Annotated in this window: 13 protein-coding genes; 5 read left to right on the forward strand and 8 right to left on the reverse strand. The window is 74.3% G+C overall.

Annotated elements, in window-relative coordinates:
• Positions 1–4: 4 nt before the first annotated feature.
• Positions 5–280, reverse strand: coding sequence for a hypothetical protein (locus LV78_RS38205; RefSeq protein WP_253851078.1), 276 nt, complete (start codon positions 278–280; stop codon positions 5–7).
• 388 nt (positions 281–668) lie between these two features.
• Here LV78_RS38205 and LV78_RS41350 point away from each other — a divergent pair, with 388 nt between their 5' ends.
• Complete coding sequence (locus tag LV78_RS41350) at positions 669–1,289, forward strand: LysM peptidoglycan-binding domain-containing protein (RefSeq protein WP_301308156.1); 621 nt, start codon at positions 669–671, stop codon at positions 1,287–1,289.
• 454 nt (positions 1,290–1,743) lie between these two features.
• Here LV78_RS41350 and LV78_RS38220 read toward each other — a convergent pair whose 3' ends face one another.
• The 4 genes from LV78_RS38220 to LV78_RS38235 form a co-directional block, all read right to left on the reverse strand.
• The gene (locus LV78_RS38220; protein ID WP_253851079.1) at positions 1,744–4,713 is read right to left on the reverse strand and encodes an AfsR/SARP family transcriptional regulator; all 2,970 of its coding nucleotides are present in this window, start codon (positions 4,711–4,713) and stop codon (positions 1,744–1,746) included.
• A 90-nt stretch (positions 4,714–4,803) separates the two neighbouring features.
• Positions 4,804–6,216 (reverse strand): hypothetical protein, encoded by a 1,413-nt coding sequence (locus tag LV78_RS38225; RefSeq protein WP_253851080.1) that lies wholly within the window; start codon positions 6,214–6,216, stop codon positions 4,804–4,806.
• 21 nt (positions 6,217–6,237) lie between these two features.
• Positions 6,238–8,721, reverse strand: coding sequence for a DEAD/DEAH box helicase (locus LV78_RS38230; protein ID WP_253851081.1), 2,484 nt, complete (start codon positions 8,719–8,721; stop codon positions 6,238–6,240).
• A 382-nt stretch (positions 8,722–9,103) separates the two neighbouring features.
• Positions 9,104–9,694 carry a uridine kinase family protein gene (locus tag LV78_RS38235; RefSeq protein ID WP_253851082.1) on the reverse strand — a complete coding sequence of 197 codons (591 nt, stop codon included), beginning with the start codon at positions 9,692–9,694 and terminating at the stop codon, positions 9,104–9,106.
• Positions 9,695–9,854: 160 nt separating this feature from the next.
• On the opposite strand from LV78_RS38235, the gene LV78_RS38240 reads away from it, so the two are divergent.
• Both LV78_RS38240 and LV78_RS38245 read left to right on the forward strand, forming a co-directional pair.
• Complete coding sequence (locus LV78_RS38240; RefSeq protein WP_253851114.1) at positions 9,855–11,201, forward strand: replication-associated recombination protein A; 1,347 nt, start codon at positions 9,855–9,857, stop codon at positions 11,199–11,201.
• A gap of 73 nt (positions 11,202–11,274) precedes the next feature.
• Positions 11,275–12,003: an SAM-dependent methyltransferase gene (locus tag LV78_RS38245; RefSeq protein ID WP_253851083.1), complete on the forward strand. Its 729-nt coding sequence runs from the start codon at positions 11,275–11,277 to the stop codon at positions 12,001–12,003.
• Between the two features lie 210 nt (positions 12,004–12,213).
• Here the strand turns inward: LV78_RS38245 and LV78_RS38250 are convergent, their stop codons facing one another.
• The 3 genes from LV78_RS38250 to LV78_RS41355 are packed head-to-tail and all read right to left on the reverse strand — an operon-like array spanning position 12,214 to position 14,517.
• Positions 12,214–13,158, reverse strand: a complete 945-nt coding sequence (locus LV78_RS38250; protein WP_253851084.1) for a ferredoxin family protein — start codon at positions 13,156–13,158, stop codon at positions 12,214–12,216.
• Between the two features lie 48 nt (positions 13,159–13,206).
• On the reverse strand, positions 13,207–14,394 hold the full coding sequence (locus LV78_RS38255; RefSeq protein ID WP_253851085.1) for a cupin domain-containing protein: 1,188 nt from the start codon (positions 14,392–14,394) through the stop codon (positions 13,207–13,209).
• A complete protein-coding gene (locus LV78_RS41355) occupies positions 14,395–14,517 on the reverse strand; it encodes a hypothetical protein (RefSeq protein WP_015803974.1) in 123 nt (40 codons plus the stop codon).
• Positions 14,518–14,763: 246 nt separating this feature from the next.
• Between LV78_RS41355 and LV78_RS38260 the strand changes: the two genes are divergently transcribed.
• Together LV78_RS38260 and LV78_RS38265 are read left to right on the forward strand one after the other, a co-directional pair.
• Positions 14,764–15,171, forward strand: a complete 408-nt coding sequence (locus LV78_RS38260; RefSeq protein ID WP_253851086.1) for a DUF948 domain-containing protein — start codon at positions 14,764–14,766, stop codon at positions 15,169–15,171.
• Positions 15,168–15,431, forward strand: a complete 264-nt coding sequence (locus LV78_RS38265; RefSeq protein WP_015803972.1) for a hypothetical protein — start codon at positions 15,168–15,170, stop codon at positions 15,429–15,431. The genes LV78_RS38260 and LV78_RS38265 overlap by 4 nt, the downstream gene beginning before the upstream one ends.
• The last annotated feature ends 10 nt before the right edge of the window (positions 15,432–15,441 follow it).

Genomic DNA, 15,441 nt, shown 5'->3' on the forward strand with positions numbered 1-15,441 from the left:
GCGATTAGACCATCGGGCGGCCATCCTCGTACTTGGAGGGCGTCCAGGGCAATGGTCGCAGCGCGTCCCGCACGTCGCGCAGCGCCACCTCCAGCTCCAGGTGCGCCTCCTCGGCCCGCCGCGCCGCCGTCCCCACCGACCCCGAGGCCGCCGCACCGGCCAGCCTGCCCGCCGCGCACCGCAGCCGGTGCGCCGACTCGGCGAGCCGGTCCGCCTCACCGGCCAGCGCGCCCAGCGCCTCCAGCAGCTCCCCGATGGTCGCTGGCTGTGACGATGTCACCCCGGCCCGCTGATCGTCGGCCAGTGGGTTCACCTCCCCGTGTCACGCCGGTGACGGGGAACCGATCGTCCCGCCGCACCTGCACGGGGGTCAACGGCGCGGGGGAGTGGTCTCAATCGGTTAAACCAGCACCGCCCGCGAACCACCCCGTCCGTCACCCGCGGTCACCACTTCGGGTTGCTCGTCGCGCGGATCGACCTCGCCTGTCCTTACGGTCCAGCCAGTGATCACGTGGTCCAGATCACGTGGTCGCACAACCGGGAGGCTCGGGCACCGGCGCCCCTGCCCTCCGAACTCCCGGTTCGGACGCAGCCGAACGAGAGCGTGAACCGGCAGGGCAGGGGATTCTCGACGTGGCTCCACGGTGCGGCGGTTCGAGGTGGATCAAATGGACGGTCTCCGGGACGAGCGGCGCTCACGCGTCCTCACCAGGCTGGTCGCCTGCGCGGTCATGGGGCTCATCTCCGGCGCCCTGGCGCTGGTCACGGCCACCGGCGCGTCGGCCCAGGGTGCGGACTGGGATGCCATCGCGCGCTGCGAAAGCGGGGGCAACTGGTCGATCAACACCGGCAACGGCTACTACGGGGGGCTCCAGTTCAACCCCGGCACGTGGGCGGCCAACGGCGGCAGCGGGATGCCGCACCAGGCCTCGCGCGAGGAGCAGATCCGCGTGGCGGAGAACGTGCTGCGCTCCCAGGGCATCGGCGCCTGGCCGCACTGCGGTCGGGGCAAGGCGACCGGGGCCGCTCCGGCCGCCGCTCCCGCTGCCCCCTCCGGCGGCGTCCAGACCGCCGCGGCGCCCGTCGCAGCCGCTCCCGCGCCCGTCGCGGTGGCCGGTTCGACCGACAACCCGGACGGCGACTACACCATCCAGCCCGGCGAGACCCTGTCGTCCATCGCGGACGCGCACGGGATCGCGGGCGGGTGGCGAGCGCTGGTCGAGAAGAACCCCGAGTTCCTGACCAATCCCGACCTGATCTACCCCGGCCACCGGATCACCCTCCGGTAACCGGCTCCCGGTGGGGTGGCGCGAAGGCCCCGCCTCACCGGTGACCAAGCTCCGACCGCTCCAGGTCGCCCCACGGACGCGGGTCGCCTTCGCGACGACGCGCCCGAGAGCGGAGCCGCCGATCACCCGCACGCCGCAAGCCCGTTCCGCCGCGTTCGCGCGGTGGCGCCCACCTGCCACGAGGAGGACCACCTGGACCGTCGAACCGGAGTGCGCCGGGACCCCACATCCCGGCGCGGCCCGATCACCGCGCGACCGTCCTCCGCGCGGTGATCGGGCCGGATGGCGGGGCGGCCTCCGGGTCGCCCCTTTCGCTTGTGCGGCAACGGTTCGCGTTGCGCTCGCGCGGCCTGAGGGTGTTTTTCCCAGCGGGGCAAGGAGATCCGCCTCCGCCGCGCGACCGGCGTCCTTGCTCCGCTTGCGCGGCAAGGGTTTCCGCCTCCGCCTGGGCGGCTCAGCCCAGCGCGGCCAGCAGCGACTCGGCGGCCTGCCGCAACCCGCCGTACCCGGTCTCCTCCGCCAGCCCGAGCCCGATCCGGGCGTGCCGCACCGCGTCCGCCCGCCGCCCGGCGGCCAGCAGCGCGGGCGCCAGCAGCACGTGGGCCTGCACGACCCCGTGCCGGTAGCCGATCCCGCCGGACAGCTCCAGCGCCCGCAGGTGCGCCGCGACCGCCGCCTCCGGGTTCGCCAGGTGCCGCTGCACCAGGCCCAGCGCGTTGTGCACGTCCGCCTCGATCCGGGGGCTGCCGCCGAGCCCCTGCACCAGGGCCAGCGCCCGCTGGGCCGTCCGCAGCGCCTCGCCGTGCTCACCGGCCAGGCACAGCGCGGCGGCCAGGTGCGCGGTGGTCTCCGCGTGCGGCGGCCGGGCCCCGGTGCGGGCCCACCCGTCCCGCGCCTCCCGCAGCCACCGGACCGCGCCGGGGTGGTCGCCGCGCGCTCCCCGGCACCGCCCGCGCAGGTCCGCGCCCGACGCGGCCAGGTTCACCGCGCCCACCCGCAGCGCCAGCCCGTGGCCCTCGCGCAGCAGCTCCTCGGCGGCGTCGAGCTCCCCGCGCGCCAACCGGACCGCGCCGAGCCCGATCACCCCCGCGCACCGCGCGTGCGTCAGTTCCCCCGACACACCAACGACTTCCCGGAACCGGGCCTCGGCCTCGGCCAGCTCGCCCACGTCCAGCGCGACCACCCCGGCGGCCCCGGCGAGCAGCCACACCGCGCGCCCCACCGGGTTCCCCCCGCGCGCGGCGCTCCTGGCCGCCCCCAGGTCGCCGAGGTTCCGGTGCGCGGCGACGACGTGCGCCAGGACCACGCCCTCGGCCTCGGCGTCGTCGGCCGCGCGCGCCGCGTCGCCCGCCGCGCGCACCGCGTTCAGGAACTCCCCGTGGTGCCCGTGCGAGCCGAGGAACCCGCCGACCGCCTCCACCAGCGACCAGGCCATCGGCAGCGGTCCCCGGCGCGCGCACTGCTCGGTGGCCGCCAGCAGGCTCGGCCGCTCCGCCGCCAACCAGGCGCGCGCGGCTGCGGCGTCCGGCAGCACCTGGTTCGCACGCGCGGGCCTGACCTCGGGGAACAGCACGTCGCCCACGGCGGAGGCGGTGCTCAGGTACCAGTCGAACAGCCTGCCGCGCGCGGCCTCCAGGTCGTCCCCTGCGGCGTGGGCGCGCTCGGCCGCGTACTCGTGCAGCAGGTCGTGCACGGCGAACCGCTCGTCACCGACCCGCTGCAGCAGGTTCGCCGCCGCCAGCTCCTCGGTGAGCGCGCGGGCGGTGGCCTCGTCCGCGCCCAGCAGCGCGGCGGCGCCGAACGCGCTGAAGTCCGGGCCGGGCAGCGAACCGGTGAGGCGGAACAGCTTCGCGGCGTCCGGCCGCAGCGCGGCGTGCGAGAGGTCGAACGCCCGGCGCACCGCGGCGCTGTCGTCGTCCGGGACCGCCAAGGCGGACAACCGGTCCCCGCCGCGCAGATCGTCCACATAGGACCGGATGTCGGTGGTGTGCGCGCCGACCAGGTTGCCGAGCGCGATGCGCAGCGCCAGCGGCAGGTACCCGCAGAGCCGGGCCAGCTCGCGCAGCGCGTCCCCCTGCTCGTCGGCGGCCTCGGGGGCGAGCGAGCGGGTCAGCAGCGTCCAGGCCTCGTCGTGGCGCAGCACGTCCAGCCGGACCACCGCCGCCCCGACGTCCCCGCCGAGCTCGTTCCGGCTGGTAATCACCACGGAGCACTCGGGGACGTCCGGCAGCAGCGGCAGCACCTGGGCGGCGGACGCGGCGTTGTCGAGCGTGATCAGCACCCGCCGCCCGCGCAACCGTTCGCGGTAGGCGCGGACGAGTCCCGCCTCGTCGACCGGGATGCTGTCGGGTCGGGCCCCGAGCGCCCGCAGGAACCGGGCGAGCACGGTGGCGGTGCCGAGCGGCGGTAACGTGGAGTGCCCGCGCAGGTCCGCGTACAACTGCCCGTGGTGGTACCGCTCGCGCACCGCGTGACCGACCGTCACCGCGAACGCGGTCTTCCCGACCCCCGGCGGCCCGCACACGGCGACCACGGCGGTGGGCTCGCCGAGCAGCGACGTCACCAGGTCCAGCTCGTCGGCGCGCCCCACGAAGTTCCCCACCGGCGCGGGCAGCTGCGACACCGGCGACCACCCGGAGGGCAGCGGCCCCCGGAGCGCGGGATCGCCGGTGAGCACCGAGTGGTGCACGGCCCTGAGCGACTCGCCGGGGTCCACGCCCAGCTCGCGCGCGAGGGCGGTGCTGGCCTGCCGGTAGGCGTCGAGCGCGTCGGCCTGCCGGTCGGCCCGGTGGAGCGCCACCATGAGCTGCGACCAGAACCGCTCGCGCAGCGGGTGCCTGGCGGTGAGCCGCCGCAGGTCCGGTACCAGCTCGGCCCCGTGCCCGAGCCGCAGCCGCGCGTCCACCAGCTCGGCCGTGACCCGGAGCTGCTCCTCGACCAGCGCGGGCGCCTCGTCGGCGTGCAGCGCCTCGGACGGCACGTCCGCGAGCGCCGGTCCGCGCCAGCAGTCGAGCGCCCGCTGGTAGTGCTCGACGGCGGAGCCGAAGTCCTTGGCGGAGGCGGCGAGCGCCCCGTGGGCGGCGTGGTCGGCGAACCGGTGCAGGTCGACGGAACCGTGCGGGAGGTCGATCAGGTAGCCGGAGGGCGTGGTGTGGATGAGCTGGGGCTCCCCGAGCGCCCGGCGCAGCCGCATGACGTAGACGGCGAGCGTGTGCGCGGCGCGAGCGGGCGCCCGCTCCCCCCACACGGCCCGGACCAGCTCGGCGGACGACACGGCCCGGTTGGCGCCCATGACGAGCGAGGCGAGCACGATCCGCTGCTTGGGCGCGGTGACGGCGACGGCCACCCCGCCCCGCCGGACGAGCAGCGGTCCGAGCACCCCGAACTCGTCGTCACCAAACCCGATCCCCAAGTCCCAACCCATTTCGCGCTCGTAGGTCCCGAAAGATCATCGCTGGTATCGGGGGCGGGGGTGAACACCGAACGGACGTGCCGATTGGGCTGGACGGCGCAATCAACGCTGAGGTGAGGCCTCGTCGGCGAGCAGGTCTCGGAGCAGCGCGTGGCGGAACTGGTAGACGGGGCCGACGGTGCGCAGGAGGCCGCGCGGGAGGCACCGCAGGAGCGTCACCCCCGCCGGTCGCCCGTCCCCGGACGGGAGCCCGCCCGTGAGGAACCGGAAGGGCAGGGAGAAGGTGGCCGGCAGCAGCAAGCCCGTGATCAGCCCTTCGCGGATCTGGTGACGGGCGCCCGGCACCCAGGTGGGAGCGGTCCACCAGGCGAAGTCCCGACTCCCCTCGGCGCCGAGCCGCCGTGCGATGAACGAGAGCGCGGCACGGGCTTCCTCCTCGGAGTGCGGCGGCCTCGGGCGTCCCGGCTCCCCGGTGCAGGCGAGGGGCACGGCCTGATCGAGCAGGCGGGTGGTGACCGCGTCGACGGTGGGCAGGCCGCCCAGCGCGTCGATGTCCGTCAGCGGGTAGGCGTCGCGGAGCAGGCTGATGACCAGCGGGCTGCGCGCGGCCCGGCTCAACGGGGCGCTCTCGTCGGCCAGCGCGTCGAGCAAGGCCCGCCACTCCTCCGGCGGCACGGTTCTGAGGTTCCTCCGCAGGTACTCCACGGCGTCGCGGGGGGGGTCAGGGGTTGGATCTCCAGCGCGGCGGCGCTCAGCAGCACTTCGCCGGTCGTCGCCAGCTCGGCGGTGCGGGTGAGCAGGACCAGGGGGAAGTCCGCGTACCGGCCGAGCTGCCGAAGCGCTGTCGCCCTGCGCGACTCGGGGATCTCGTCCAAGCCGTCCAGGAAGACCGCGATCCGCTTGTCCCGCAGCAGTTCCCCGACGGCCCGCCAGGGGCTGGAGCTCGGCGAGCTTCGCAGCCAGCCAGTCGTGCACCGGGGTCGTGCCGGGGTCCCACTTCTGGAGGGTGAGCAGCACCGGCACGGGAACCCTCGGGTCGCCGCAGGCGCGCCGATGCTCCAGCGCGGCCAGCAGCAGCAGGATCGCGGCCGAGCTCTTGCCCGCGCCCGGCTCTCCGGTGATCACCAGCCGCCCGGAGGGCAGGCCGCCGTACACCGCGAAGAGATCGTGGTGGTCACCCTCGACCAAGCGGTCGGCGGTCACCGGCTCGATGCCCGGCAGTGGGGCGAACCTGCCCAACCTGTCGGTTGCCGTCGCCGTCGACACCGGACCCGCGACCAGGTCCGACCGCCGCCAGCGGATCGGCAGGTGCTCCGGCTCCAGCAGCCCGCGCTCCCGCGCGGCGGTCTCCCACTGCGCGGTGACCGCCTCGGCCAGCGAATCGGCCAGCCGGTCCAAGCGCGTCGGCTCAGGCGGAGGCCCCGAGAACACGGTGACGTCCCGCGCGCGACCCACCTGGATCGCGCGCTCGACCCGCCCGTGAACGTGGTCCCCGGCTAACTCCTCGTCTGCCACACCAACCCCCTGGAAGGACGGCTACACCGCCTCCAACCGCCCCACCTCGACCACCCGCACCACGGCGTTCCCGGCCTCGTCCGACTCCTCCAGGTCGACCTCCGCCGTGAACCCCCAGTCCCGGTCGCCCGCCGGGTCCTCGAACACCTGCCGGACCTCCCACCGCTCCGCACCCTCGGTGATCAGGAGCAGTTGCGGGCCGCGCGCGTCCGGGCCGGTGCCGATGTCCGAGTGCTCCTCGAAGTACGGCTCCAGCGCCTCGCGCCACTCGTCCGCGCCCCAGCCCGCCTCGCCGTCGAGCTGGCCCAGCTCGTAGTAGTTCCGCCTCGCCGCCAGCTCCACCCGCCGGAACAGCGCGTTCCGCACCAGCACCCGGAACGCCCGCAGGTTGCGGGTCACGGCGGGTGGGGCGTCGTCGTGGACCTGCTCCTCGCCGGGGTTGCGCAGCTTCTCCCACTCGTCGAGCAGGCTGGAGTCGACCTGGCGCACCAGTTCGCCCAGCCACTCGACCAGGTCGTTCAGCTCCTCGGTCTTCGCGTCCTCCGGCACGGTCTGGCGCAGCGCCTTGTACGCGTCCGCCAGGTACCGCAGCACCAGCCCCTCGGACCGCGCCAGCTGGTAGTACGACACGTACTCGGCGAACGTCATCGCCCGCTCGAACATGTCCCGCACCACCGCCTTCGGCGACAGGTGGTGGTCCGCGACCCACGGGTGGCCGCGCCGGTAGGTGGTGAACGCGGCCTCCAGCAGCTCCTGCAGCGGCTTCGGCCAGGTCACCTCCTCCAGCAGCTCCATCCGCTGGTCGTACTCGATGCCCTCGGACTTCATCGCGCCGATGGCCTCGCCGCGCGCCTTGTGCTCCTGCGCGCCGAGGATCTGCCTCGGGTCGTCCAGGATCGACTCGATCACCGACAGCACGTCCAGCGCGTAGCCGGGGGCCGCCGGGGCGAGCAGCTCGATCGCGGCCAGCGCGAACGGGGACAGCGGCTGGTTCAGCGCGAAGTTGACCTGCAGGTCCACCGTCAGCCGGATGCCGTCGGCGTCCTGCTCGACCACGCCCGCCGTGCGCAGGCCCCGGTACATCGAGATCGCCCGCAGGATGTGCTTGCGCTGCGCGGGCCTCGGCTCGTGGTTGTCCTCCAGCAGGTGCCGCATCGCCGCGAACGCGTCGCCCGGCCTGCCGATGACGTTGAGCAGCATCGCGTGGCTGACCTGGAAGCTCGACGTGAGCGGCTCCGGCTCGGCGTCGCGCAGGCGCTCGAACGTCTGGTCGCTCCACGACACGAAGCCCTCGGGCGCCTTCTTGCGCACGACCTTGCGCCGCTTCTTCGGGTCGTCACCGGCCTTGGCCAGCGCCTTCTCGTTCTCCACCACGTGGTCCGGCGCCTGCACCACGACGGTGCCCATCGTGTCGTACCCGGCGCGCCCGGCCCGTCCCGCGATCTGGTGGAACTCGCGCGCCTTCAGGTGCCGGGTGCGCGTCCCGTCGTACTTCGACAGCGCGGTGAACAGCACCGTGCGGATCGGCACGTTGATGCCGACGCCGAGGGTGTCCGTGCCGCAGATGACCTTGAGCAGCCCGGCCTGCGCCAGCTGCTCGACCAGCCGCCGGTACTTGGGCAGCATCCCCGCGTGGTGCACGCCGATGCCGTGCCTGACCAGCCGCGACAGCGTCTTGCCGAACCCGGACGTGAACCGGAATCGCCCGATCGTGGTGGCGATGGCGTCCTTCTCCGCGCGCGTCGCCACGTTCACGCTCATCAGCGACTGCGCCCGCTCCAGCGCCGACGCCTGGGTGAAGTGCACGACGTACACCGGGGCCTCGTTGCCGTGCAGCAGCTCCTCGATCGTCTCGTGCAGCGGCGTCGTCACGTACTGGAAGTTCAGCGGCACCGGGCGCTCCGCCGAGCGCACCACGGCCGTGGTCCGACCGGTTCGCCTGGTCAGGTCCTGCTCGAAGAAGGTGACGTCACCGAGCGTCGCCGACATCAGCACGAACTGCGCCTTCGGCAGCTCGATCAGGGGAACCTGCCACGCCCAGCCCCGGTCGGGCTCGGAGTAGAAGTGGAACTCGTCCATCACGACGATGCCCACGTCCGCGTCCGCGCCGTCGCGCAGGGCGATGTTCGCCAGGATCTCCGCGGTGCAGCAGATGATCGGCGCGGTCTCGTTGACCGACGCGTCGCCGGTCATCATGCCGACCTTGTCCGCGCCAAAGGCCTCGATCAGCGCGAAGAACTTCTCCGACACCAGCGCCTTGATCGGCGCGGTGTAGAAGGTCCGCCTGCCTTGGGCCACGGCGGCGAAGTGCGCGCCGAGCGCGACCATGCTCTTCCCGGAGCCGGTCGGCGTGCTCAGGATGACGTTCGCCCCCGACACGATCTCGATCAAGGCCTCCTGCTGCGCCGGGTACAGCTGGAGGCCTTGGTCCCACGCCCAGTCGGAGAAGGCGTCGAAGAGGGTGTCTGCGTCGGGTTCGGCGGGGAGCCGTTCGGTGAGTGTCATCGCAGGCAGATAGTAGGCGAACCGGCCGACAAGATCCGTTCGCCCGCGCCCGTCCGGCCGGGCGCGTCGGGCCGCCCGGCGCCACCTCCGAGTGGCGCGGGAGGTGGCTGGAGCGGGCTGAGCGCGGTGGACGGGGGTGGCGTGCCGCCCGGTCGGGCCGCGAACGGGGGTTCGGGGCGACCGAAACAGCGTCAGCGGGGGAGCGGGAACGGTCGGAACCGCCCTGGCGCGTCGGACGCCCGTCGACCGGCGGGCCCTCGGGCGCCGCCCGCGAGCCGCCGCAGGGGCCCGAACCGGCGGAGAACCCCGCGACCGGGGGGTGAAAAGGCCGGGGAACGCCCTGGAGGGGGTGCTCCCCGGCCCGAGAACCGCTGGAGGGGACCTACGCGGCGGCCAGCTCGTCCCGCCGACCGATCAGCTCCAGCTCCGCCCGCGCCCGCTTCGGCTTGGTCGGCCGCATCCCGGCGTCCCGGCAGCGCCGCACCACGCTCGGGTGCTCGCGCAGCAGCCGCAGCCCCCGCCGCACCAGGTACGGGACCGGCTTGCGCGCCTCCACCACGTCCCGCGCGAACCGCCGCACGAACGTCAGCGGCGCGCTCGGGTCCAGCACGACCGCGTCGCCCAGCACCCCGGCGTCCCGGCACAGCTCGACCAGCCGGTCCGCGAACAACCCCTCGGCCAGGAACGCGGGCGCCCCGTTCAGGGCCACCTTCTGGCTGCCGACCCGCGAGTCGGAGGCGAACTCGTACACCGGGGCCTGCACCGAGCCGGTGGTGGCCAGCTCCACGATCGCGCCGAGCGCGGCGTCGACGTCCCAGGACAGCGGCGAGTCCCAGTCGGCGACCCCGTCGGAGCGCCGGGGGAGCAGGGGATCGGTCCCCTCGCGGTAGAAGTCGTCCAGGCGCAGGACCGGCCAGCCCAGGTGGGCGGCGAGGTGGGTCTTGCCCGAACCGGAGGGGCCCGCGAGCAGCACTACTCGCGCGTGAACGGCAGGTGACGGCACGGGGGCCAAGTGTCGCACATCCGGGTGAAAAAATGCGCTTGACCCGGTCTGTAGCCCAGGTCACGCGGCGCAGCCGACCGGTCGGGGACCGTCACCCTGGGGAGTTAGAGTCGACCCCGTGAGCGACGGGATGTTCGACGAGGGCCTGTTCGGCGTCGCACCGGAGGAGAAGGCGGCCCGGATCGCCGCGAACGCGCCGCTGGCCGCGCGGATGCGCCCGCGCACCCTGGACGAGGTGGTCGGCCAGGACCACCTGCTCGGTCCCGGCGCCCCGCTGCGCAGGCTCGTCGAGGGCGCCGCGCCCGCGTCCGTGCTGCTCTACGGGCCGCCGGGCACCGGCAAGACCACCCTCGCCACCCTCGTCTCGCAGGCCACCGGCAGGCGCTTCGCCGCCCTGTCCGCGCTGTCGGCGGGCGTCAAGGAGGTCCGCGCGGTCATCGAGGAGGCCAAGCGCAGGCTGGTGCGCTCCGGCGAGGCGACCGTGCTGTTCATCGACGAGGTCCACCGCTTCTCCAAGACCCAGCAGGACGCGCTGCTCGGCGCGGTCGAGGACCGGATCGTGCTGCTGGTGGCCGCGACCACCGAGAACCCGTTCTTCTCCGTGGTCTCCCCGCTGCTGTCCCGCTCGCTGGTGCTCCAGCTGCGCCCGCTCACCGACGAGTCGGTGCGCGAGCTGGTCCGCCGCGCCGTCGCCGACGAGCGCGGGCTGAACGGCCAGGTCACCGTCGCCCCCGACGCCGAGGACCACCTGGTGCGGCTGGCGGGCGGCGACGGCAGGCGCGCGCTCACCGCGCTGGAGGCCGCCGCCGACACGGTGCTGGCGGGCGGCGCCCCGTCCGGCGTGCTCGACCTGGCCACCCTGGAGGCCACCGTCGACAAGGCCGCCGTGCGCTACGACCGGCAGGGCGACCAGCACTACGACGTGACCAGCGCGTTCGTGAAGTCCATCCGGGGCTCGGACGTGGACGCGGCGCTGCACTACCTGGCCAGGATGATCGAGGCGGGCGAGGACCCCAGGTTCATCGCGCGCAGGCTCGTCATCCACGCCACCGAGGACATCGGCATGGCCGACCCGACCGCCCTGCAGACCGCCGTGGCCGCCGCGCAGGCCGTGCAGCTCATCGGCCTGCCCGAGTGCGCCCTGCACCTGGCCCACGCGACCGTGCACCTGGCCACCGCGCCCAAGTCCAACGCGATCACCACCGCCATCGGCGCCGCGATGGAGGACGTGCGCAAGGGCCTGATCGGGACCGTCCCGCCGCACCTGCGCGACGGGCACTACGCGGGCGCGGCGAAGCTCGGCAACGCCCAGGGCTACCGCTACCCGCACGACGTCCCGGAGGGCGTGCTGACCCAGCAGTACCCGCCGGACGGGCTGGTGGGGCGGAACTACTACGAGCCGACCGGGCGCGGCGGCGAGCGCGTGCTGGCCGACCGGCTGCCCAAGCTGCGCCGGGTGGTGCGCGGGCAGGACTGAGCGTGGGCGGGACCGGGCGCGGGAGGCGGGTAATTCGGGTGACCGCCGCGTCGCCCTCTGCCACGGTTCCCCGGTGACTTCCCCCGCGCCGGTCAACGGCCACGCCCTGCTCGACTTCAACTCGCCGCTGTCCGACGCGCGTGCCGCAGCCCTCATCCGGAGCCTGCCCCCGCTGCCCGACCCCCTCATCGCCGACTACGGCTGCGGCTGGGGCGAGCTGCTGCTGCGCGCCGTCGAGGCCACCCCCGGCGCGCGCGGCGTCGGCGTGGACAGCGACGAGCGGGCGATCGAGCGCGGGCGCGCGGCCGTCGCCGAGCGGGTCCCCGGACGGGTGGAGCTGGAGCTGGGCGACGCCACCGCGTGGGAGGGCCCGGCCGTCGACGTCGCGGTCTGCGTCGGCGCCGCGCACGCCTGGGGCGGCGTCCGGGCCACCCTGGAGGCCCTCCACGGGCGGGTCCGGCCCGGTGGCGCGGTCGTGGTCGGGGACGCGTTCTGGGAGCACCCGCCGAACGACGTCGCCCTGGGGATCTTCGGTGAGGAGGGCTACGGCACGCTCGCCGAGCTGGTCGACCTGGCCGTCGGGCTCGGCTACCGCCCGCTGCGGGTCAGCGTGGCCTCGCGGGACGAGTGGGACGACTTCGAGTCCCGCTGGTGCGCGAGCCGCGAGCTGTGGCTGCTGGCCAACCCCGGCCACCCCGAGGCGGACGGCGTGCGCGCGCTCGTGGACGAGCACCGCGACGGCTGGCTGCGCGGCTACCGGGACAGCCTCGGCTTCGCCTACCTCGTGCTCGCCCGGCCGTGACGAATCGCCGTGACTGACCGCGACGGCGTCGAAACCCACCGTCCGGAGCAGTCCCCGATCGGTGTGGAAAGCACCCTGATCAGCGGCTTTCGCCTAATCTGGAGCTAGCCGAAAGGTGAGCCGCCGTCCCGTTCGGTCGGGGATGCCGAGCGGGGCGGCGGTACGGCCCCCGAGCCTCCGCGCGCCCGTGCCCGACCGGCCTGCCTGCCCTCAACCGGGCAGCGCCACCGGCTCCAGCGGCCGGATGCCCTCGGTCACGAACGACGGCGGCTCGATCCGCCCCGAGCACCGGCTCACCCCGGACCCGACCACCCCGTTGCGCCGCACCACGACCTCGTACTCCCGCTCCACCCCGAGCACCGTCACGACCCGCGCGTGCCCGTCACTGCCAGGCACCGGCCGCTCGTCCACGGCCAGCGCCGAGTCCACCCCCCGGTACCCCATGGCCTTGCGCACCGAGATCTCCGCGAACTGCGCCCACGGCGTGGTCGCCGACGTGCGCCCCCGCAGCTGCTCCGGCTCGACCTGCCCGGCCAGCGCCGCCTTCGCGACCAGCGCCGCCTCGTCCGGCCCGAGCTGCCCGTGCAGGAACCCGTCCGGCACCACCAGCAGGTTCCCGGCCCACCGGTCCCCGCCCAGGTGGCTGACCTCCCACGCCCGGTCGGGGTGGTTCTGCGCGAGCGCCCCGGCCAGCGGCCTGCCGAGCACCGCGCAGCACATGTCCTTGGACCCGTGCGTGCACACCAGGAACATCGGCCCCTCCACCGGGACCCCGTGACCGGGCACCCCGGCGCCGACGGCCTCCAGGTCCAGCGCGGCGAGCTCCGCGAGGTCCGAGACCTCGATCCGCTCCAGCCACCGCCAGCCCGGCCGCCCGCTGGCCACGAACACCGCGCGCTTCGCGCCGGGGGAGCGCTTGTGCCTGCCGGGGCGGCGGACGAGCAGCGGGCGCAGCCCACCGGCCCGCAGCACGTCCAACCGCCCAGGGGGGAACGCCTCCGCCAGCACCCGCTCCAGCGCGTCGGCCTGCCACGGCCCCGGCTGCTCGATCAGCAGCCACGAGGTCATGCGCGCCGCGGTGCCCGCCGGGTTGCCGCCGAGCAGTCTGGTGACCACCGCGCAGCCGGGCAGCGCGTCGGAACGGGGATCAGGCATACCTGAATGTATCCATTCGCCGATTAGGTATGCCTAAACTTACCTCACCTACTTCGGTGATAGCAGCCCCTGGGCGGCCAGTTCCCCGAGCAGCGCGCGCACAGTCACCCGATCGAGGCCGGGACCGCCCGCTTCGGCCAGCGACGCCACCGAGCGCGCCCGGCCGCCCAGCAGCGCCGCCAGCACCGGCTCCGCCGCACCGGCGAACACCAACCGCTTCCCGACCGCCGCCAGCACCACCGCGTCGCCCTCGCGCGAGAGCACCGCCCTGGGCGCGAGCAGCAGCACCTCGGCCCCGTCGTCCTCCGGGATCATCGCCGACGTCGCCGTCCACGGCAGCCCGACGTGCTCCACCGCGGGCGCCTGCGCGTCCCGATCGGCCAGGAACCGCGCCACCACGCCGTCGTCCAGCCGCTCCAGCAGCCTGGCCCGCAGCAGCGCCGCGTGCTCCGCCTGCTCGGCGGCCGTGCCGAACCTCGGCAGGTCGCCCCGGAACGCCTCGTCGACCCGCAGCTGGTCGGCCAGCCACGCCACCAGGTCGATCCCGGTCGCCCGGTTCACCCCGATGGTCAGGTGCAGCGACTCCTCGCCCATCGCCGACACGTCGTGCCAGCACCCGCGCGGCAGGTACAGCACGTCCCCGGCCTCCAGGACGAACTCGTCCAGCGGCCCGCCCTCGGGCCTGGGCGGCAGCTCGACGTCCCGCACCATCGGCGCGGCCCTGGTGAAGCCGTGGACGCGCCAGTGCTTGCGCCCGGACACCTGCACGACGATCGCGTCGTGGTCGTCCCAGTGGACGTCGAAGCCGTGCGTGACGCCCCAGCCCGCGTACGCGTTCACCTGCACCCGCTCGCGCAGCTCGTGCTCCAGCCCCACGGCCAGGTCGCCGACCGCGCCCACGAGCTCCTGCACCGAGTCCAGCACCAGCGTCGCCCCGCCGCGCATCTGCTCGGCGAACTTCCCCGGCAGCACCCTGGGCACCTGCCCGGCCCGCCGGGTGTCCACCAGCTCCGAGTACACGTGCGCGGGCACCACCTCGCCGTCCTTGGCCAGCCGCAACCTGGGGAACTCCAACCGGTGCTGCCGCAGCACCCGGTTGACCTCGGACCACGGCAGCAGGTCCGCGAACCTGCCCCTCTCGCCGGGGAACCTGCGGTGGGTCCGCCCCTGCACCGCCGCGAAGAAGTGGCCGACCCCGTCCGGTGCGACGAGGTCGGCCAGGCTCCAAGCGGTCACTCAGTCGTTGCCGTCGTTGTCCGCGACGGCGCCGTTGGCCTTGCCCCGGTCGACCGCTCCGGTCAGCGGCTCGACCGCGAGCAGCAGACCGCTCGCCGGGGCCTCGTAGGTGCTCTCGTCCATGGCGCTACCTCCTCGGTGAAACCTGGCGTGAAACACTGCCCGTCCGACGCTACGACAACGGCGCAGGTCAGGGGATCGGACATCCGAGTACTTCTCGTGATCACCGCTGCGTAGTCCTCCGGCCACTCGTTGCGCCGAGCGCGTGCACCCCCGGCGCGCGGGCGAGATCCACCAGAGTCCGACCGGGCGACACGCGGTAGCCTTGAGCCTCCCCACCGCGCCCCACCAGCAACCCATGGAGGATTCGTGTCGCCAGGGCAGATCGCCGCGCTGGTCGCCGCCGGCGCGTTCGTGCTGCTTGTGCTGCTCATGGGGATCGCCCTCTTCAAGCTCGGGCGCACGCTCGACGAGGCGACGATCGCCATCCGCAAGGCGCACCAGAACAGCGACCCGATCTTCAGCGGCGCCAACGCCACGATCACGCACGTCAACACCCAGTTGGAGCGCGTGGACGGCATCACCGCCAACGCCCGTGCGGTGACCGGCAACGTGTCCGCGCTGACGTCCCTGTTCACCGCTACCCTCGGCGGCCCCCTGGTGAAGGCCGCCGCGCTGTCCTACGGCGTGAGCAAGGCCGTCCGGTCGCGCCGCAAGGCCGCCGAAGCCAGGGTGAACAAGCACAACGCGCGCCGTTCGCGCAGGGGGAACCGATGAGCAGGCTGTTCTGGCTCGGGGTCGGGGTCGCCGCGGGCGTCCTCGCCACCCGCAAGGCCAACCAGGCCGCCCACGCCGCCACGCCCGCGGGCATCGGCGCGAACGTGGGCGAGGGCCTGCGCGAGCTGGCCACCGCCATCGGCTCCTTCGGCGCCGAGGTGCGCGCGGGCATGGTCGAGCGCGAGCACGAGCTGCAGGAGACCGTCGAGCGGCAGACGGGTCACACCCCCGGTCGGCGAGCGCGCAGGGCGAACGACTGACGTCGTTCGC

It is taken from the genome of Actinosynnema pretiosum, assembly GCF_024171695.1.
GTDB classification, from domain to species: domain Bacteria; phylum Actinomycetota; class Actinomycetes; order Mycobacteriales; family Pseudonocardiaceae; genus Actinosynnema; species Actinosynnema pretiosum.

Coding starts and splice junctions, on each gene's coding strand:
- LV78_RS41350 (WP_301308156.1), top strand. CDS start 669: ATGGACGGTCTCCGGGACGAGCGGCGCTCACGCGTCCTCACCAGGCTG.
- LV78_RS38220 (WP_253851079.1), bottom strand. CDS start 4,713: ATGGGTTGGGACTTGGGGATCGGGTTTGGTGACGACGAGTTCGGGGTG.
- LV78_RS38230 (WP_253851081.1), bottom strand. CDS start 8,721: ATGACACTCACCGAACGGCTCCCCGCCGAACCCGACGCAGACACCCTC.
- LV78_RS38240 (WP_253851114.1), top strand. CDS start 9,855: ATGTTCGACGAGGGCCTGTTCGGCGTCGCACCGGAGGAGAAGGCGGCC.
- LV78_RS38250 (WP_253851084.1), bottom strand. CDS start 13,158: ATGCCTGATCCCCGTTCCGACGCGCTGCCCGGCTGCGCGGTGGTCACC.
- LV78_RS41355 (WP_015803974.1), bottom strand. CDS start 14,517: ATGGACGAGAGCACCTACGAGGCCCCGGCGAGCGGTCTGCTGCTCGCG.
- LV78_RS38265 (WP_015803972.1), top strand. CDS start 15,168: ATGAGCAGGCTGTTCTGGCTCGGGGTCGGGGTCGCCGCGGGCGTCCTC.